The sequence below is a fragment of the Pseudomonas sp. HLS-6 genome (assembly GCF_002753995.1).
Classification (GTDB): Bacteria; Pseudomonadota; Gammaproteobacteria; order Pseudomonadales; family Pseudomonadaceae; genus Aquipseudomonas; species Aquipseudomonas defluvii.
The window spans coordinates 2,288,075-2,305,660 of the sequence record NZ_CP024478.1 but is presented as its reverse complement, the minus strand read 5'-3'; the positions used below and the strand labels follow the sequence as shown (position 1 = coordinate 2,305,660).

The window sequence follows — 17,586 nt, the reverse complement described above, 5'->3', positions numbered from 1 at the left end:
ACCTCCTTAGCCCACATGCGGGGCATCAAACATTTGACGGGCTGCAGCCTGGCGACTGAAGTCATCGAACATGCGTTGCAGGTGCGGCGAGAGATCCCGAGCCAATTGCGCCGGGTCTTTCACATCGCCCTGAACCGTCACAGACAGCGCCGGGGAGAACGTGAACTGCTGGTCGATCTTGGGCGGCTCCGGCTTCGGCTCGGGCTTGCTCGCCTCCGGCGCCTTGAGGATCGCCGGTACCGCCTCGGCAGCAGGCTTGGCCACCGCCATCGAGCGCACCACATCCCCCATGTTTGGCGGCGGTGGCAGCGAATCAGGCCGCACCGGTGCGGCGCCCGGATACCTGACCTTGTTGGTCAGCGCGGGCAGCAGGAACGGATCTTTTGAGCCAGGGTCGCGCGGGTCATAGGACACCGGCGTTGAGGCCACGACGGGTTGCGACACGGGCCCAACCGCATGAGCAGCAATCGGCCCGGCCTTCGGGGCAAAGGCTTGCGCCGTCGCACCAAGGCTTGGCACGGCTGGACCAACCTGAACCGGCTTGAGCAGCGAGATCGGTACCGCAGCAGGTGCTTCAGCAGCCGGATCATCCTCGCCCCCGAACAGCTTTTTACCCAGCCAGCCGCCGAGGTCCGTCCCGCCCATTGAGCCCAGGATACCGCCGACCACACCGCCCACGGCGGTACCGATAACCGGCACCAGTGAGCCTACCGCAGCACCGGCAGCAGCACCCGCCAGAGTTCCTGCCAGACCGCCTGCCGCCTCGCCATAACCCTCGGCTTTCTCGTCTCGGGTTTCGGCGTTCTGGTAGGTGTCGACGGCCTTCATGCCCGCATCAACAACCGCGATGGCGGCTGCACCTTTGACCACGCTGCCGACGCTCAGACCGCCACCGGCGCGCCCCTTGCCGCCCTTGCTGCGCTTGTCACGCTTGCCATCCGCATCGCCAAGGTCACCCGCGCCGCCGCCCCCGCCAGACGCCGGGGCGTTGGTGACGAACACGCGCTGCACGACCTTGGGGTCGCCCATCATCGAGCCACGGGCGACGTTGAGCATGCCCTTGCCGATCTTGAGCACGGCCATCGCGTTCTTCAGGGCGATGAAACCGGCGCCGAGTGCAGTAACCCCCAGTACCAGCGGCGAGGCCGATTCAGTAACGCGGGTCAGCGAACGGGCCACCCACGTCAGGCCTTGCGCTGCCATGTCCGTTGCCGGGCGGATGGCATCGCCAATGGCACGCATGCTGTCGTCCACCGCATGCCCCATCTCCGTCCACATCTGCGCCGAGGTTTCCCGGCGCTCGGCCAGGTTCTTGTCGAGAATGCCGGTGGCGTCTTTGGCGTCGTTTTTCAGCTTCTCGTACAAGCCTCGGTTGGCTGAGTAGGCAGTCAGCGCCGCCTTGACCTGCATGTCAGCGAAGATATCGCCAGTACGCAGCGCTTTGCCCAGCGCATCGAGCATGGCTTGGGCCTTGGCCGGATCAGTCTCCTTGCTGATCTTGGCCGTCTCCTCGGCCATCTTCTTGGCCTGCTCGGGATTGGTCGCCTCGACGTAGCGTTGCGCCAGGGCAAAGCTCGACTCCAGCGTCGACATACCGTTCTGTATGCCGGTGTTCAGCGACCCGTTGTAGTCAATGCCAGCATCCTTGTAGGCCTTGACCACATCCCCCGAACCGATTTTCTCCATCCAGTTCTTGAGGTTGTTGGCCGCTTCATCCGAACTGCCGGCCGTCTTCATCTGCACCTGCAGCATCGAACCCAGTTGAGCAACCGAGTCCGGGCCACTGATACCCAGCTTCTCCATGCCAGCGAGCAGTTGCGGAAACCACTTGGCCATGTCGGCAGCTTCAAAGCTACCGGCCTGCCCCTGCAGCGCAATGCCCTCCAGGGCTTTCTCCATGACCTTGGGGTCGCTGATCTTGGCGTTCTGCTGCAGCGCCTGAATCATATTGGCTGTATCGACGCCGCTTGCCCCCTGGCCTACGGCGAACTTCGCCGCCACCGGCGCATAGGCCAGCGCCTTGTCCAGCTCCATACCGGCGCCGACCAGTTGGTTCACCAGGTCAGCCACGTCATTGCGCCCCATCCCCGTATCCTGCGAGGTCTGGATAATGGCGCGGGTCATTTCCTGTTCTTGTGGCTTGTTGGCCACGTCGGCCTTGATCGCAATGTCGCGGATGATCGCCTGATAGCCCGCGCTGATCGTGGTCGGTACCGCCACCGCACCGACACCGGCTACCGCCTGGCCAATCCCCGACTTGAGGCTGGCCTTGCCCTGCTCGATCTGCTGATGGCCTTTCATCTGCAGATCAGCGCCCTTGGCTATCCGGCCGAGAGCTTGGTACTCCTTGGCCAGTCGCCCGACTTCCACGCCCTGCTTGCGCAGGCTGTCCAGATTGGACTCCAGCTTGCGCAGCAGGCCACTGGCCGAGGCCGAGCCGCTGTCATGCGCTTTCTTCCACTCATCACGTAAGCGCATGGTTTCGCCGATGGTGTTCTTCAACACCTTGGCGTTGTTGCCCTGCTGCTCCAGTTTTTTGATATGGCCTTTGACCGTACTGAAGGCGGCGCCCACCGTCGCACTGACGGCGCCGCCGATCACCAGCCCTAACGCGATCTTGTTCGCCATCGGAACCCCCTATGCGTGCGAAAGCAGGCTCAATCCGTGAGCCACCAGACCATGTCGGAAAACGACATGGTCATGAGTTCGGCGGCGGAAAAGTTCAGCTCCTTGGCGAGCCGCTTTGCCACCATCTTTTGCACGGTCGGGTCAAAGTTCGTCGTCTTGCACCAGGCGAAAGTAGGCGGTCTGCAGACGGCTGTAGTCCTTCAGCGCCACCCCCTCCAGATCCTTTGGACTGACTTCGGCCAGAGATGCAAACAGGTTCAGTTCGCGCTGCTCTTCGTCAGTGCCTGCAGTCAACTGTGCGTTGCGAATGTCACGCACTGTCGGCGCTCGCAGGGACAAGCTATCAACCTGCACGCCATTGGCCTCAACGGGGCGGGAGAGCCTGACCACCACGCGGTCAGCGCTCAGGGTCAGCCAGCTAGGGGTTTTCTTTGCTTGAGTCATCGGGGGTTTTCCTTACAGGCCAAGGGCCGAACGTTGGGCGGCGAGCTGGTCGACACCATCGATAACGCGCTTCATGCCAAGCGGGTCGATTTCGTACATCACGCGGCCATCGATCTCCAGCTTGTAGTAGGTGACCGCCACGTTGTGTTTAATCTCGGCCTTGTCTCCGGCCTTCCAGTCGCCCAGATCGACCTCTTTCAGCATGCCGCGCAGGGTGACCACGACCGGGGTGATCTTGCCCTTGAGGCCTTTGAAAGAACCCCGGAACGTGCCATTGAACGCCGTGCTATCCGCCAGGCCGAAGAACTTCAGCGACTCACGCCGCACGCCGGTGGTGACAAACCCGGCCTCCATCTTCTCCATGCCCTGGTCAAGCTCGACCGCCATATCCATGCCACCGGCACGGTGTTCCTCGGTCTTGAGGGCCAGTTTGGGCAGGGTCAGGCTGGGCACATCGCCTTGGAAGCTGATGCCGTCGGCGAACAGGTTCATGTTCGCCAGGGTTTGAGGAATCATTGCCATGGTGTGCGCTCCTTAAGCGGCGGCATCGAGGACTTCGGTCAGCCATTGATTGGTGACCTCGACCCGGAAGGTTGGGTTTTCGGCAGGCGGCACATCGGTGAAACGGATGGTCCAGAACACCTTGCCCTGCTCCAGCTGACTGGCGGTGTTCAACTCGGTGTCCGCGAAGACCTCGAAGTTGATGATTGCGCCTTGGTTCTTCAGGTCGCGCATGAACGCCTGCAGGCCGTCGGTCACGTCCTTGACGTAGGTCGCGGTGATCGAGCGGTCGACTGCCCACTTGTGGCCGTAGAGGATCGCGTCCATGACGATGTCCATCGTCCGCACACGGGTAACGAACGCCCATTTCGGATCGCTGGACAGGGTACGGTTGCCCCACAGGCGGAAGCCGTCATCACGAATGATGGTGGTGATATTCGCGTTGTTGAGCAGGTTGGCACGGCAGGTTTCGTCGCCGTCCAGAAACTCGACCGGACGCGTGGTGCCGGTGATACCGACGAACTCCTTGTTCGACGGCGAGGCCCAGAAGCCATATTCGTTATCGCTCCAGGCGAACAGGCCCGCCACCCAGGCCGAGCCCGGAGCGTTGACCGTTGCGCTTTCCGTGGTATCCCAATACTGCACACCGGGGTCGACCAGGTAGGCACGCTTCGCGCCGAAGTTCTCGGCGTATTCCATCACCGCCTCATCGGTGGTGTTCGGCCCGTCGAGGATGGCCAGGCCGCGCAGCTTGTCAGCCAGCGCCACCAGCGCGGTACCGACCGCAAGGGTCGAACTGTGTTTGGGGGTAACCAGCAAGCGCGGTTGCGCGTTGAAACGGCTTTTGCCGTCGAGCAGCGCCTGCAGGCCGGTACGGGTACCGTCGAGTTTGACACCGCCGATGATCGCCGAGGTTTGCTGCGCGGGGTCTTCCAACTTGGCCACGCCACAGGCGACGATCACGGCCTTGGCGCGCAGGTAGATGGCCTGACAGGCCTTGGTGATGGCCGAGTCGGGGCCAAACGCCGCGATGGCTTCACGCTCGCTGGTGATCAGCATCAGGTCATTAACCTTGGCGCTGAAGGCCGGAGCCTCGGTGAAGGTGTCGACCAGACCGATGATCGAGGACGACGGCAGCGAGATCGTGCGCGACCCCGTATCGACGTTCGTTACGGTAACGCCGTGAAAGAAGCTCATAGAACAATCTCCAGACATGAAGAAGCCCCGGCGTGCGGGGCTTTTGAAAGGGTGAAGCCAGAAACGAAAACGCCCCGACAGTGCGGGGCGTTATTGGTGTTGCTCGGCGATCCAGGGCGGCGCCACTGGCCGGTGTTCGGTCAATGGGAAGTCAGGCGATTGCGGCCAATCCCGTAGAGATTGCATGTAAACCAGCAGCTCCTGGAACTGCTCAGCTGTCAGCGTGGTGCTACCGCCGATTTCCAGTTGATCGCGGTGGCGATCTCTCAACCAGACCGCCTGGGCCAGCACACTGTCTCGCCATGCGCGCTCCAGCGCGGCAACTTCTTCAGGGGTCAGAACAAGATCGACAAGGTAGGGGGTGCCGTCTTGCCGGTGCGCACGCATCTTCCCCATAGGGGGATTTGCAATCACCTTATCAATGGTCTCAGCGTCGATCGGTATTACGTCATCAGGCATCAAAGCGTGTACGGCAGCAAAGTAGATCGACCCCGTAGAGGGGCTATAAAACCTGCTCATTTACCAAACCCCCACCATTGAAATTGGTTAGCGATCCCCGATACGAATGGAACAGAGGACAAGCCAGAGAGCGCGAGATCCTTGAATGTGATGTTGTAATTGACATTGCTCGGGGTAGCGTGGGTGTACTGACCCTGAATCCCATATGCTCTGGTCGTGTACGCAATGGGATAGCTGATAGTCCCTGACAGTGCTGAGGCCTGAAGCCCCCAGTTCACAATCCATCCACCGAGCCACGACGGGAACGCAATCCCACCATTAACCCCCCAAATCGCATTGAACCCCCAGCGCAATTTTTTGGGTGTAACGATCACGTCGTCTACTTCGCCGGCATCAACCTGTGCCTGGGAACCAATCTTCGATACGCCCAAGTTGATCTCAGTTGCCTTGGCCGCTAAGGGTGCCAGGGCCGCCACGTCGATGTTCCCCTGATTGACCGGCGCATTCCAGGCCTTGATGCACCACATGACTGCCAAGTTACGAGGACGAGTTTCAGCTGCAGTTCGAGCAACTAGCGAGTTGTCAAAGTTCACGTATCGCAAGGCTACAGAGCCAGAGGTAATGCCGTTTAGCACGTCGCCTGGCGTAAACGGTCCACTCGTATCTGTTTCACTAGCAGTAGAAACGACGCGGCCGAGCTTGCCAGTTATTTTCTGCGCAGCATCAAGCTGCAGGCTGCTCAAAGCCCGACCCGCATCGACTCCTCGACCATGATCCCAGCCCCGTAGGAACTCGCCACGCGAATCCGGCAACCGGAAGTAACCGACAGGCTCGTTGCCCTGGTTGAACGTCGTACCGAGGTAAGCGGCCAGATCAGGATAAGCAGCACTGCTTTGCACGCTGCCATCAAGCTCAAGGAACCCTGGCGGCACGGCGGCCTTCGTAAACGCCAGCACCGAACCTACCGGCAGCGCCGAGGACTGGGCGACTATCGAATCCACCTCGGGCTTGGTGTACGCATCAGTAATACCAAGCCCCGCCAATGTTGTCGGGTTCGTCCCGGCAACTACACGGCCATTCTTGTCGATGGTCACCTTGGTGTAGGTGCCCGCTGCGACACCGGTACGCCCCACCACCTGCTCAAATGTCAGCGCGGTAGTGCCCAGGGTAATCGGTGCGTCGGAGGTCAATTGCCAGACACTGTCGCCGTTGGTCGCGCCCTGCTCGACGTGAACGAACAGGCCGGGCGTTACCTCTACACTGGCGTCGGCATCAACCGAACGAACCCATGCACCGGCCGCTGCTACATAGAAGCCATTGTCCTTGCCTACAAGCTGGTTCTTGACCAGCACCCGAGCGCCGACCGGTACCGGAATGCCGTCAACGGACTGCAGACCATTGAGCGTGATGGCCTCGGTGGTCGCTACCAGCACCGAATTCTTGAAGTCCTGTTTGTTCAGGGCAGCGATGATCGCGGTATCAACGTACTCACGCGTTGCCAACACGACGCTCGGATCGATCTTGAGCTGAATGTTGGCCGTGCCGCTGGTAACGATGTGCATCCGCACAACTTGGTTACGACCGGAGCCTTGCAGCAGCAGCGGCTTGTAGCTCGGTGCGCAATTGGCCACCGCCGAGAAAACACCATCGACGTCCTCCAGGGCCAGCTCACGAATCCACCAGCCACCGACATTGGGCGGCAGCACCAGCTCGGCCACCAGCACGTTCGGGTCAGTCGGCGACACATACAGCTGGTTCAGCGGTGCGCGGTAGACCTGATTGATCAGCTTGGTCTGCCCCGGGTTCGGTACCGGATCAGCGCCATTGGCATCGCCGATCAACATATGGCTCGGCTGCCACGGCACCCCGAGGGCATCGCAGTTGGTTTTCTTGGCGGCGCCGACCGTAGTCAGCATGCCGCCGAAGATCGAGTTTTGATTAACCATTCAGGTATACATCCTGTTCGTCGAGGGTGTAGTCATTCACGCCTTGGAAGCCCTGCACCTGCACGTCGATATCGGGGTTTTCCCACGGGTACACGTCGATCTGATCGCCGTCATACACCGCAATACCGACATAGCTGTTCACGGGCGTTTCGAGGCTGATGTTCAGCCCCTTCATGTGCCGACTGACCGGCTTGGCGTCATCGATCAGCGCGGTCAGCTCGGCGTACATTTCCTCGCTGATGCCGGTATCGAGCACGCCCACCTCCAGGGCGAAGGTGCCGGGCTCGTCCATGGGTTCGGTCTGCCACCACTCGGTGACCTTGAGCAGATAGCCCAAGGGCTCGACCACGCGGCGAATCGCGCCGATGGTGCCCTTTCGGGAATGCACAAAGAACGCCGAGCGGCAGACGGAGCGCTTGACCGCTTCCGACCATGTTTCGTCCCAGCGGTCGACCGACCAGGCCCATGCAAGCTGATGCAGCAAATGCGCTGGGCAGGTGTCCGGGTTGTACAGCGTCCGTAGGGGTATCTCGGGGCTTTCATAGGCAGCGGCTTCAATCGCCCGCTCCAGTGATGTGCTGTTGGGCGGAAGAAGGCTTTTCATGTCTACCGCCCCCGCACAACGTCAAGGCCAGTACACCAGGCCGCTTGGGCTTTGGTGGGCTTTATATCCGCCCAGCCCGTCAGTTCCACCCTTACCACGCCATTGATATGCAATTGCGCATCGATGGCCGAGCGCGACACTTCGACGCCGAGCCGGCGCCGTGGATTGATCCACGCCTTCAGGCGCTTCTCGCACTCGGCAAGAATGGCCTCGTTCTCCGAACCAGTACCGGCCATGTAAACCACGGCATCAATGCGATACGGCAGGATCTCGGCAGACTGCACAATCACCCGATCACCCAGCGGCCTTACGTCTTCGTCACTCAGGCCGTCGCGCACCACGTCCAGCAGCTCGTCGTCGGCCACACCGTCACCGAGCAAGCCAAGCACCGTAACCACAACCGTCGCCGGTGAAGGGCTCTCAGCCGAAGCGTCAGCCACCAGGCCCGAGGCATTGCGCGCGTGCAGGATGTAGCTGTTGCGTGGCCCTGCCGTGGTCAGGCCTTCGTACACCAGCTGTATCCGTTCGCGCAGGGCGTCGTCTTCCTCCAGGACTTCAGCAACGGGCGGAACGGCCGTCAGATCCTCGGCCTGTACCACCAGCCGCTCGAGGTCAACGTTAGCGGCCAGCTGATCAAGGTCGCCTCGCTTGGCATGAGCCAGCATGAGCGCCTTGGCGGCATCGTTGACCCGTGCCCGGTTACCCAGCTTCCGGTAGGCACCGACTTCCAGTAGCTTGGTCACTGGGTCGCTTTCCACTCCCGCGCTCCAGTTATCAGCCATGTGCAACCGAAAGGTCGAAAGGTCTTCCTGATAGACCTCTTCAAAGTTGAGGTCTTCCAGCACCGGGGGCGCGGGCAGCGCCGACAAATCCACGGTACTCATGCCGTCACCTCCAAAATTGCACTGTCGCCCAGGTACTGCCCATTCAGCTGGAACGTGATCTTGCCGCCCACTACGGCAATCACCCGAACGCGCTCCAGCTTCAGGCGCGGCTCCCAGCGACCCAGCGCACGCGCCACCTCAGCCTGAACCGCGCTCTTCCAACCGTCGTTTACCGGCAGGTCAACAAAGCGCCGTAGCTTGCTGCCGTACTCTGGGCGCATGCGCCGACTGCCGATGGGTGTGCTGAGAATGTCTTCGATGGACTGCCGCAGATGCTCGATGCCAGACAGCGGTTGGCCTGTGCGTCGGTCCACTCCGATCATGGGATTACTCCTGCAGCGGCTTCATGTCCGGGTGTTTGCCGAGGTATTCCAGGGCGACGATGTCGTCAGGCGGCACCGATACCCGGCCACGGGCGACCGCCAACTGGCGACCATCCGGCAGGATCAACACGCGGGAGGTGTAGGCAGTGTCACGGAACAGGCCGGTACTGCCTGGCTTCGATACGCCCGCCGGAGTAGGCAGCCGCTCAGCCGGTGTTGAGTCTTCATCTGGTTTTGCCATGATTTCTCCAGGTAAGAAAAAGCCCGCACTTGGCGGGCTTGGGTTGATCTAGTGCTTATGGTTTGCGGTGTTGCCACCGGCGTCGATGATCTTTCCGTCGCCGTTGATGTCGCCCGTTACCCGTAACGGGCCGTTGATATGTACGGCACCAGTCAACGTGATGTTGGCGGCTGCAGCATCAATCGCGTTATCCGTAACGACCGCACTACTGCCACCGACCTTGATGGCCACGGTGCCGCTGGGCACACTGATGGTGTAACTCTTGGCTTTCCAGTCGTAGACCAGCGAACCGCCATCATCGAAGCGCCACACCTCGACGTGGTCGCGGTTGTCCGGCGGGGCACCGGCGTTACCGTAAAGCCCTGGAACGAAAGTACCCTGCGCGGGGTCGCCGCTGGGACATTTCAAAATGCCCTGCTCACCCATGCTTGGCACTCGCCAATGACGGGCTTTGCCAGCGGCCTGGCTGTGCCAACGCACCCAGGCACTGGTCCAGCCAGCACCGTCAGAAACCCGCACCATCGCCTCAAGCAAATCAACATCGACTACGCGGCACGGAATGATCAGGCATGCGATCATGCGGTCATGCTCGGCAACGGCTGAACTCATGCGGCCCCCTCCTGATCGTCCGGGTAGTCGGTGAATTTCAGGTAACCCCCGAATTCATCCGGCCAAGGCCATTCCTCCGTACCAAGCCAGATCGGCTGAGTCCACTCAACAACCCAGACGGCATAGCCATCAAGCTCGGGGCGCGTCCAGTCCTGTGCTGCACGCACAAACTCGGCATGCCCAACAGCCAAGCCCCACGTCTGCATGCGCAGCAGCACCGCAAGCTGGGACGCAGCGAATGCGGCTTTCTGATGACACTGTTCGAGCTCAGACCCCACAATCACACGGGCCTCAAACCGAGCGATCAGGGCCACTTCGCCAGTGCCCTGATCCTCTCCGGGCTCCAGCTCGGTAAGCTCCAACACCACTGCCGGAAGGGCTACGCGCTCAAGCATGTCCGGCATGGTCCCCACATAGGCCAGCCCCGCGATGGCATCGCGAATATGCTGTTCAATGGCGTCATACAGGACATCCAAGCTAAACGGCTCATCAGACACGTTTTATACCCCCCAGGTACTTCTGAAGCTCATAGTTCAGCTCTTGCTGCATGACCTCGAGCAGCCGGTGGTGAGCACGATTGGTCCAAGACTCAAACTGGGGGCGAACGTCTTCAAGCGAGACCTTGGCCTTGGCCAGAGGGAATCGACTGTCATTGCCGCCTTCAGAGATCCAGCCAGTGCTGACCCCGTCCACCATCGACACATCGCTGTCGGGGTAGTCGCTGGCCCTAAAGTGTTTGCTGGCCGTACGGATCCAGATGTCAGCCTGACCGCCGTATACCTTCTTGTAGAACGCCCCCTTATAGCGGCGCCCCGCCACAGACACGCCAGCCCGAGACTGCCTGGGCCGGCCGGTGCGACTGGCCTCGATGGGGTTGATCCCGAACCACAGCTTGCCCTGACCCTTGCCGCTCACTGGGTACGCACGCAAACGCTGCCGCACAGCGGTGACCGCAATTCGTTCCTTCTGGCTGACGGCCCGCGCAATGTGCGTACGCAGCCAGCGCAGGGTCTTGTTGATCGCTCGCCGCTGGGCCGCAGCAATCGCCTTGGGTACCAGAACTGAGAAGTCCTGAAACGTCTTGAGGTGTTCCGGATTAGCCTGCAGGGTGATCATGCCCTGGCTGGCTGACTGCTTGTAATAGCTGCCAACGCTCATGGGTTGATCCTCAGAATCAAGGTGACCAGTCCATCACCACCAGGCTCAAGGCGGGTCAAAGTGTATTCGCCACCGCCATCATGGGCAGGCAACTCGACGCGGACCTGCTGCCGCACCTGGACACCGGCCGAGTCTGAAACACGAATCACCAGGTGCGGCTCACGCAAGGCCGTGTTGATGCCGCCAAACTTCGGTTGCAGCCAAGGTGCCGAGAATATGCCCAGCACCTCACGCCCCTCGATGTAAGCGGTATCGCCAAGCGCTTCAAATACTGCGCCATCGATACTGTCGATCAGGTCGCGAAAGCCCATGATCAGAGCGTCAGGCGAATAACTGCGCGAGGCCGGGTGCAGATGTGCAACGGGTTGGACTGAGCCTCGCCGGCAACACCCTTGCCGAACGGCAAGGGTTCGAGCTTGCTGTAGTACGGCAGCCCCTGGGTGTTGACTGTCTCCATGTAGTCAGCCGGTGCATAGGCCGAGAGGAACATCTCAGGAACACCCTCTGGCACCAGGCGGGCTTCATCCTCAGCAATGAACGCAATACCAGCGACCTTGCCGCGATAGCGCTCCCAGGTGATACCGCCGAACTCAAAGGCTTCGCGAGCATCACCGCGCAGGGCCGCTGCCTGCTGGCTACCTTCGTAGGTTCTGACCACAGATTTATGCGCGATCAACTTCTTCCAGAAGGTCTTGCCGCAGAAAGCACGCGACGAGGTCGTGGTGACGTTGCCCAGTGCATCTTCCTGCATGTCGAGCGCTTCAACACACTGCACCTGCACGTTGGTCTCAGGATCATTCAGGCCCATCGACATGGTTTGGCGCTGGACGCCAAAGCGATCATAGATGTCCAGCAACACCGTCTTGCCATCAGCATCGAACACTTTGCCGTTAAGCGCTCCCATCCGATGAAATTCGTGGGTGGCATCCAACTGGCGACGCGCCTTGTCGAGACGCTTGTTGACCACATCCTGAACCGCCTGTAGCTCGGTCTGGGTACCGAAGGCACGAATGCCCTGGATCTCATCCGCCTTGATGGTAAAGCGCTCGGGCAGGTGAATAGTGTTGAATGGCAGCAAAATGCGCTTGCTGCCACCAACCACCAAGCCAGAGGTGCCGCGCTCACCAGCCGGTACCAAGGCCAGCTTGTCACCGTCCTTCTCGATCTGCACAGTCAGGGTGGTCACGCCCTCCTCTTCAAACAAGCCGAGGCTGGCCAGGCGACCAGGGACAAACTCCTGCTCATTGATGGCAGCGGTCAACGCAGCGACACCAAAGGCGTCGTCTTCAAAAATGGCGATATCAGCCATGGGGTACTCCAGAAAGAAGAAACCCCGCTCAGGGCGGGGTCTAGAAAAAGGTTTCGAGCGCGTCAGCGAACGATGATGAAGTTGGCGGCCAGGGCTTTCTCGGCATCCGGGTCCAGGCCTGTCAGCAAGACCTCGCTCACCTCGGCCAAGCGCACTACTGCACGACCGCGCCGCGTCACATCGGACTCACCCAGCGAGGCAAAAAGGATGCAGGCGGCATTCTCGCTGCCATCCTCAGCAGCCGGGTTGTATGGCGCAAACTCCCCCGTGGCGGCGACCATGCCGAGGACTTGACCGGCCATCACTGCAGGCCCCGCTACGACGTTGATGGCCTCGCGGGAGATCTTCCCGGCGCCTTCGCTAAGCAGGAACTCCCCGGCGTGTACCGGCTCTTGTTTGATATTGCTCATGGACGTGCTCCTTTGCTGGAGTTGGATTTACCAGCCGTTGCCTGCCGACGGGCAGACCAGATCGAACTGGGATTGGGTAGCTGAGCCTTGACCTTCTCAGGCTCGTCATCGGCCGGTGGCAGGCTGTTGTCGATCTCGAAGCCCTTACCACTGCTGACCAACTTGTCGAACAGCCGTGCCTGCACGGCTTGCTTGTCTAAGCCAGCTTTGACGAACTCGACTGCCAGCTCAGGCAATCGCGCCGCGACACACAGGTCACGCACGCTCTTGGCCTGGGTGATTGCGGCCTGAACCGTGGCTTCGTCGGCCAACTTGGTCGAGGCAATCAACGATTCGACCAGGTTGCTGATGCCTGCCTTTGCGCAAGCTTGGGTGATCATCAGGGCCAGCTTGGCCGAGTTGGTTACGTCCGAGCTCGGCGGATCTTCGGGATCGGGTTGAGCCGGTGGGTCTGTAGGATCTGGCTCGGGCACCACAGCGTTGAGCTGGTCGAGCAACGCCTTGGGCGTCTGTCGGTAGCGCTGCATAGCGGCGCCCTGTCCAAGGCAGGCTTTGACCTCGACACCGTTACCGATCTCATCGGCCAGCCCCAAGGCCAGCGCTTCCTGCGCCGTCAGCCAGGTCTCCGCGTTGACCATGCGTCGCAGCTCGGCATCGTCGATGTCAGGTGACTTCGCCTTATAGGCCGCAATGATGGCCTCCAAGGTCTGATCGAGCACATCCGCGACCTTGCGCAGGTCTTCGGCATCGCCTGCCGTGTAGGTCCAGGGGTTGTGGATCATCAACATGGCGTTGGAGGCCATGACCATACGGTGTGCCCCGCACGCCGCAACGCTGCCAGCACTGGCGGCCAATGCGTCAATGCGTGCGGTGCAGCGTTCGCCCAAACGGCTCAGCGCATTGTGGATGGCCAGGCCGTCAAACAAGTCGCCACCGATGGTGTTGAACGCGACGACCACGGGAGAGACTCCGTCGTCCAAAGCCTTGAGGTCCTGAATGAACTGGTTGGCCGTGATGCCCCAGCCACCGATCTCGCCGTAGATATAGATCTCGATGGTCGTTTGTTCAGCCTGGGTTTCCGCCTTGATCCGGTACCAGTGTTGATCTTCGACCGGCAAGGCGGTCTTGGCCTTGTTGAAAATGCGAAACGGCATCAGCGGTTTCATGGTTTCTCCTTCTCGTCGGGATCCTCATCGAAGGCCGACAAGGTGCTGTAGTTCAGGCCCAAGGCATGGGCACGCGCCGCATCGGCGGCGTTTTCTTCGTCCACAATTTCGGCATCGGTACCGGAGCGCAGGCACATCTCGCTACGCGAGGCCAAGCCGGCATTGATTTCCATCGTCCGCGACTGCACGTCCTGAACGGGATGGATATAGGCCCAGCCCTGTGGCACCCAGCGCGTGCGCAAGTACTCGCGCCGCCGCTGCGCGTAGTCATCCAGTGGCAACGCGCCGGATAGCACAGCCATGTCGAGCCAGGCCGCCCGAACGGGGCGACACAACTGGTGTACATACACACTGAATTGCAGTTGCTCCAACCGGCGACGAAACTCGTTGAGCACCACGCGAATAGCCCGGTCGTTCACCTCACGCATATCGCCGGTCATCAGCTCATACGGCAGCCCCGCCCCGGCTGCCGCAGCCATCAGTTGCTGCCGCATGAAGTCGGGATAGTTGTTGCCACCATCTGGTGGTGAGGAAAACTCGACCTCTTCCCCGGGCAGCAGCTCCTGCATGGTGCCGGGCTCCAACGCCACCATAGGCGTGAACCCATCAGCGCCTGTCTTAATCGGAGCCCCCGTGACCGGGTCCAACATCGGCGGGCCATCGGCAGAAGGCTTGCGAATGAAGCCGGCAAACAGGTTGGCCACCTCTTGGCGGAACAGCACTGCGTCGTCGTAGTTGTCCAGGCTACGCAAGCGCTTGAGCACCGGCGCCAGTCGGGGCACGCCACGCAACTGGCCGGGCTCGACGGGCTCAAAGATGTGCAGCATCTGGCTGGCCGGGATACGCACCAACAGGTTATGCCCCGCGTTGAGCGAGGCCAGGTCACTGGGGTGCGAGCGATATACCCAGTAGGCCACCCGTTGACCGAATCCGTTGAATTCGATCCCGGCGCGGATAACGTTGCCGTTGCTGGTCACCTCGAACTTGTCGTGCGGGACAAACTCAGGGGCCAGGCACTGCAGTTGCAGCGGTACCGCAAGACCGTCCTCTTGCCGACGTGGCCGCAGACGAATGAAACACTCACCCGACTGCTCGACGGTGCGGGCCACCAGGGCTTGCTGGCCATAGAAGTCAGTCAACTGGTCGGCATCGGACTCGTCGACCCAGTCCTCCCAAACCTCCTGCAGCAGCGTGCGCAGCTCTTTATCCTTCAGCCGAGGCTGAGGCGTGATGCCGGTACCGATCAGGTTGCTGACGCGGCGATCAATCGCGTTGGCCGCGTACGGGTCATTACGCACTGCTGCCCGAGAACGGGAGCGCAGATTGCGCAAGGCCGGCATGATCAGGCTGTTGACGCCCAGGTCGGGCGCATCCCAGCTTGCAGAACGCCGCCCATCGGCGGCGCCTTCATAACTGGCCTTGAGCCGCTCAGGCAGGAGGAACCCGGAGCGGGTCAGCGTGGGATAACGTGTCGTCACAATCCCTTGCCTCCGTGATAAAACCGTACCACGCGGGAGCGCGGCCCAGCCGCATTGGCCAGGCTGGTACGAATGACGTCGCGGGCCTGGAGCAACTCGTCAACCGAGCGGTACTCCACGGTACGATCGGCGTAGCGCACGGTTTTTTCACCGCGTGCGATCGCCGCCTCGACGGCGTCGAGGTGCTTCTGGGTGTAGGCCATATCAACGTCTCTTCAGATAGCCGCTGGTTGAAGCGCGGCGTTGCAAGGGTTGCGGTGCTGGTCGGGTAACTGGAGGGGCCGTGTGCCGGACTGGTGACGGCGGTGCTGGTACCGGGTGATCTACTTGAGCCTCAGCAGTGACTGAGGGTTGTGCATTGGCCTGCTTGCTCGCTTCAGGCTCATCAAAGAGGCCCGCCTGGGCCAAGGCCTGACGCACCCGCTCCCAGTCGTGTGCCTGATAACGATTGATGCCCAAGTAATGAGCCATGGCAAGGCAATACACCATCAGGTCTAGGCCTTCGTTCCTGACCCCATGCCCTTTCACCCACTCGGTGCGCACTCGGCCTCTAACCTTTCGAGCGACCTTATGCTCCGCTACGCACTGATCAAAAAACTCATCTGGCAGATCATTAGGGAAGTGAAGCGCACCAGGTCCAGACTCAAATGGATAGCGGTTGTAAATCCAGTCCTTCGCCGTATCTGTACCTACAAACCAGAGCTCGACACCGTTGCGTTCGGTTTGGCCTTTCCACGTCACATCCATCATTGACGGGCGCTGGGCGATCACTGGCTTACCTGGCTTGCTGGCACCTTTCACAGCAAAGATGTTGCGCCACCGGCGAAGGCGACAAAACTGGTAGACCTCATCGGTGTGGTGACCACCCGAGTCAATGCCAGCCGCGAGGATTGCCAGACCCACGCCGCATGGGTGTCGGTAGCGTGCCTTGAGTTTTTCGTCCAACAATAACCAGGTGCTCTCCTTGGATGGATCACCCCATATCACCTGAAAATCAACAAGCCAACGCTCCATGCCAACACCGAAACCCATCACCATCATTTCGAGACGATTGGCCTGCACGTCTACCGAACCTACCAGTATCAGCACATCAGCCGGCATTGAACCGAGCGTATAGCGCTCCAGGCGGGCACGGTCACGCAACACTTCGGCCTTGGTCTGCTCCTGCGCGCTATCCCACACTTTTGCGAGACGAGTGTTATAGAACACCTGCATCAGGCCCATTTCGCCGCTTTTCTGCTCTTTCTTTGCTTCCTCAAACTCCATTGCCAGCGACTTCCAAGACAGCCACCCGATTGGCGAATACAGTGCGTTCAGGTGGAAACCGACCGTCTGAGAGTTTTCTTTACCATGGGCACGCCATTCGCCACGAGCGAGCATGGTGCTCTTGTGATGTTCCTCGATGAGAACATCACACTCTGGACCGGCGCATTGGTAATGCACATTGCTGAAGTCTTCCCCATAGAGCAGCCGCTCCCACTCCAACACCTGCATGAAGCCGCAAGTGGGACATGGTACGTAGTAGTAGCGTTGATCACTGGCCTCGAAGAGGGCTGCAATACGTGACTCGCCCTTGATGGTTGGGGAGCTGGAAAAGTAAATCTTTGCGTTGCGACCAAAGTTTGTTGCTCGAGTCTCGGCCAGCGCAACCGGATCACCCTCTTGGCCTACATCGTTAATCCAGCGATCCACCTCATCCCCGTAAATGTAACGTGCAGAAAGCTCGGATAGGTTGGCTGCAGAACCTGCGGTGTTGACGTACAAAGAGCCGCCCTCGAACTCTTTAGTGTCCATCGTGTTGGATGTATCGCGAGAACGGATGGACGCAACACGCTCACTCAAAACGGGTGTTGCCTTGATCGTTTTTTTGATGCGCCCAGATACACGTTTGGCCAGGGTCAAGTTGGGCAGCAGAGCAAGAATGTTTGAAGGGGCCATGTGGATCAGGGCGCCAATCCAGTTCAAGGCGATCTGGGTTTTCATCAACTGCGAGGCCACCATTGTGACCACCCGACGGCACGGGTGGGCCGGAGACAAGCAACGCATAGGCTCACGGGCATAGGGGGTGCGCGCAGTGCGATACTGGCCGGGCTCCGGCGCTCCCGTATCCTTTGGAATCCGCATGTACTCATCGGCCCATTCGTCGACCCAAAGGTCTGGGTCCGGTTTAAGGCCACGGAAAAACGACTCGCGGTACACCTCTGCACCGTCAGGGAATTCGGCAGACAT

20 protein-coding genes are annotated in these 17,586 nt (G+C 60.5%); all 20 read right to left on the bottom strand.

Features of this window, described 5'->3' with window-relative positions; translation table 11 throughout:
- Positions 1-6 precede the first annotated feature (6 nt).
- The 20 genes from CS390_RS10845 to CS390_RS10750 all read right to left on the bottom strand — a co-directional run bounded on the left by CS390_RS10845 (position 7) and on the right by CS390_RS10750 (position 17,586).
- The gene (locus CS390_RS10845) at positions 7-2,628 is read right to left on the bottom strand and encodes a phage tail tape measure protein (protein ID WP_099774353.1); all 2,622 of its coding nucleotides are present in this window, start codon (positions 2,626-2,628) and stop codon (positions 7-9) included.
- A 141-nt stretch (positions 2,629-2,769) separates the two neighbouring features.
- Positions 2,770-3,072, bottom strand: coding sequence for a phage tail assembly protein (locus tag CS390_RS10840; protein WP_099774352.1), 303 nt, complete (start codon positions 3,070-3,072; stop codon positions 2,770-2,772).
- Between the two features lie 12 nt (positions 3,073-3,084).
- Positions 3,085-3,594 carry a phage major tail tube protein gene (locus CS390_RS10835; protein ID WP_099774351.1) on the bottom strand — a complete coding sequence of 170 codons (510 nt, stop codon included), beginning with the start codon at positions 3,592-3,594 and terminating at the stop codon, positions 3,085-3,087.
- Positions 3,595-3,606: 12 nt separating this feature from the next.
- Entirely contained in the window at positions 3,607-4,770 is a 1,164-nt protein-coding gene (locus CS390_RS10830; RefSeq protein ID WP_099774350.1) for a phage tail sheath family protein, read from the bottom strand.
- Between the two features lie 90 nt (positions 4,771-4,860).
- Complete coding sequence (locus tag CS390_RS10825) at positions 4,861-5,289, bottom strand: phage tail assembly chaperone (RefSeq protein ID WP_099774349.1); 429 nt, start codon at positions 5,287-5,289, stop codon at positions 4,861-4,863.
- On the bottom strand, positions 5,286-7,175 hold the full coding sequence (locus CS390_RS10820) for a phage tail protein (protein WP_099774348.1): 1,890 nt from the start codon (positions 7,173-7,175) through the stop codon (positions 5,286-5,288). The genes CS390_RS10825 and CS390_RS10820 overlap by 4 nt, the downstream gene beginning before the upstream one ends.
- Positions 7,168-7,779, bottom strand: coding sequence for a phage tail protein I (locus CS390_RS10815; RefSeq protein WP_099774347.1), 612 nt, complete (start codon positions 7,777-7,779; stop codon positions 7,168-7,170). Before CS390_RS10815 ends, CS390_RS10820 begins: the two co-directional genes overlap by 8 nt.
- Positions 7,780-7,781: 2 nt before the next feature.
- Entirely contained in the window at positions 7,782-8,663 is an 882-nt protein-coding gene (locus CS390_RS10810) for a baseplate J/gp47 family protein (RefSeq protein WP_099774346.1), read from the bottom strand.
- Positions 8,660-8,986: a GPW/gp25 family protein gene (locus CS390_RS10805; protein ID WP_099774345.1), complete on the bottom strand. Its 327-nt coding sequence runs from the start codon at positions 8,984-8,986 to the stop codon at positions 8,660-8,662. Before CS390_RS10805 ends, CS390_RS10810 begins: the two co-directional genes overlap by 4 nt.
- Before the next feature lie 4 nt (positions 8,987-8,990).
- On the bottom strand, positions 8,991-9,227 hold the full coding sequence (locus CS390_RS10800; protein WP_099774344.1) for a hypothetical protein: 237 nt from the start codon (positions 9,225-9,227) through the stop codon (positions 8,991-8,993).
- A 48-nt stretch (positions 9,228-9,275) separates the two neighbouring features.
- On the bottom strand, positions 9,276-9,836 hold the full coding sequence (locus CS390_RS10795) for a phage baseplate assembly protein V (protein ID WP_099774343.1): 561 nt from the start codon (positions 9,834-9,836) through the stop codon (positions 9,276-9,278).
- Positions 9,833-10,333: a hypothetical protein gene (locus tag CS390_RS10790; RefSeq protein ID WP_099774342.1), complete on the bottom strand. Its 501-nt coding sequence runs from the start codon at positions 10,331-10,333 to the stop codon at positions 9,833-9,835. Before CS390_RS10790 ends, CS390_RS10795 begins: the two co-directional genes overlap by 4 nt.
- Positions 10,326-10,994 carry a hypothetical protein gene (locus CS390_RS10785; protein WP_099774341.1) on the bottom strand — a complete coding sequence of 223 codons (669 nt, stop codon included), beginning with the start codon at positions 10,992-10,994 and terminating at the stop codon, positions 10,326-10,328. The genes CS390_RS10790 and CS390_RS10785 overlap by 8 nt, the downstream gene beginning before the upstream one ends.
- Complete coding sequence (locus CS390_RS10780; protein ID WP_099774340.1) at positions 10,991-11,305, bottom strand: hypothetical protein; 315 nt, start codon at positions 11,303-11,305, stop codon at positions 10,991-10,993. Before CS390_RS10780 ends, CS390_RS10785 begins: the two co-directional genes overlap by 4 nt.
- Positions 11,306-11,307: 2 nt before the next feature.
- Entirely contained in the window at positions 11,308-12,303 is a 996-nt protein-coding gene (locus tag CS390_RS10775; protein ID WP_099774339.1) for a major capsid protein, read from the bottom strand.
- A gap of 62 nt (positions 12,304-12,365) precedes the next feature.
- The gene (locus tag CS390_RS10770; RefSeq protein WP_099774338.1) at positions 12,366-12,713 is read right to left on the bottom strand and encodes a head decoration protein; all 348 of its coding nucleotides are present in this window, start codon (positions 12,711-12,713) and stop codon (positions 12,366-12,368) included.
- Entirely contained in the window at positions 12,710-13,879 is a 1,170-nt protein-coding gene (locus CS390_RS10765; RefSeq protein WP_099774337.1) for a head maturation protease, ClpP-related, read from the bottom strand. The genes CS390_RS10770 and CS390_RS10765 overlap by 4 nt, the downstream gene beginning before the upstream one ends.
- Positions 13,876-15,357: a phage portal protein gene (locus CS390_RS10760; protein WP_099774336.1), complete on the bottom strand. Its 1,482-nt coding sequence runs from the start codon at positions 15,355-15,357 to the stop codon at positions 13,876-13,878. The genes CS390_RS10765 and CS390_RS10760 overlap by 4 nt, the downstream gene beginning before the upstream one ends.
- The gene (locus tag CS390_RS10755) at positions 15,354-15,560 is read right to left on the bottom strand and encodes a phage head-tail joining protein (protein ID WP_099774335.1); all 207 of its coding nucleotides are present in this window, start codon (positions 15,558-15,560) and stop codon (positions 15,354-15,356) included. Before CS390_RS10755 ends, CS390_RS10760 begins: the two co-directional genes overlap by 4 nt.
- Position 15,561: 1 nt before the next feature.
- Positions 15,562-17,586, bottom strand: coding sequence for a phage terminase large subunit family protein (locus CS390_RS10750; protein WP_099774334.1), 2,025 nt, complete (start codon positions 17,584-17,586; stop codon positions 15,562-15,564).

Excerpts from the sequence above, each read along its gene's own strand:
- CS390_RS10800 (WP_099774344.1), bottom strand. The coding sequence starts at position 9,227 with ATGGCAAAACCAGATGAAGACTCAACACCGGCTGAGCGGCTGCCTACT.
- CS390_RS10785 (WP_099774341.1), bottom strand. The coding sequence starts at position 10,994 with ATGAGCGTTGGCAGCTATTACAAGCAGTCAGCCAGCCAGGGCATGATC.
- CS390_RS10780 (WP_099774340.1), bottom strand. The coding sequence starts at position 11,305 with ATGGGCTTTCGCGACCTGATCGACAGTATCGATGGCGCAGTATTTGAA.
- CS390_RS10820 (WP_099774348.1), bottom strand. The coding sequence starts at position 7,175 with ATGGTTAATCAAAACTCGATCTTCGGCGGCATGCTGACTACGGTCGGC.
- CS390_RS10815 (WP_099774347.1), bottom strand. The coding sequence starts at position 7,779 with ATGAAAAGCCTTCTTCCGCCCAACAGCACATCACTGGAGCGGGCGATT.
- CS390_RS10825 (WP_099774349.1), bottom strand. The coding sequence starts at position 5,289 with ATGAGCAGGTTTTATAGCCCCTCTACGGGGTCGATCTACTTTGCTGCC.
- CS390_RS10830 (WP_099774350.1), bottom strand. The coding sequence starts at position 4,770 with ATGAGCTTCTTTCACGGCGTTACCGTAACGAACGTCGATACGGGGTCG.
- CS390_RS10810 (WP_099774346.1), bottom strand. The coding sequence starts at position 8,663 with ATGAGTACCGTGGATTTGTCGGCGCTGCCCGCGCCCCCGGTGCTGGAA.
- CS390_RS10765 (WP_099774337.1), bottom strand. The coding sequence starts at position 13,879 with ATGAAACCGCTGATGCCGTTTCGCATTTTCAACAAGGCCAAGACCGCC.
- CS390_RS10755 (WP_099774335.1), bottom strand. The coding sequence starts at position 15,560 with ATGGCCTACACCCAGAAGCACCTCGACGCCGTCGAGGCGGCGATCGCA.
- CS390_RS10795 (WP_099774343.1), bottom strand. The coding sequence starts at position 9,836 with ATGAGTTCAGCCGTTGCCGAGCATGACCGCATGATCGCATGCCTGATC.
- CS390_RS10840 (WP_099774352.1), bottom strand. The coding sequence starts at position 3,072 with ATGACTCAAGCAAAGAAAACCCCTAGCTGGCTGACCCTGAGCGCTGAC.
- CS390_RS10805 (WP_099774345.1), bottom strand. The coding sequence starts at position 8,986 with ATGATCGGAGTGGACCGACGCACAGGCCAACCGCTGTCTGGCATCGAG.
- CS390_RS10770 (WP_099774338.1), bottom strand. The coding sequence starts at position 12,713 with ATGAGCAATATCAAACAAGAGCCGGTACACGCCGGGGAGTTCCTGCTT.
- CS390_RS10845 (WP_099774353.1), bottom strand. The coding sequence starts at position 2,628 with ATGGCGAACAAGATCGCGTTAGGGCTGGTGATCGGCGGCGCCGTCAGT.
- CS390_RS10775 (WP_099774339.1), bottom strand. The coding sequence starts at position 12,303 with ATGGCTGATATCGCCATTTTTGAAGACGACGCCTTTGGTGTCGCTGCG.
- CS390_RS10835 (WP_099774351.1), bottom strand. The coding sequence starts at position 3,594 with ATGGCAATGATTCCTCAAACCCTGGCGAACATGAACCTGTTCGCCGAC.
- CS390_RS10750 (WP_099774334.1), bottom strand. The coding sequence starts at position 17,586 with ATGTCTGCCGAATTCCCTGACGGTGCAGAGGTGTACCGCGAGTCGTTT.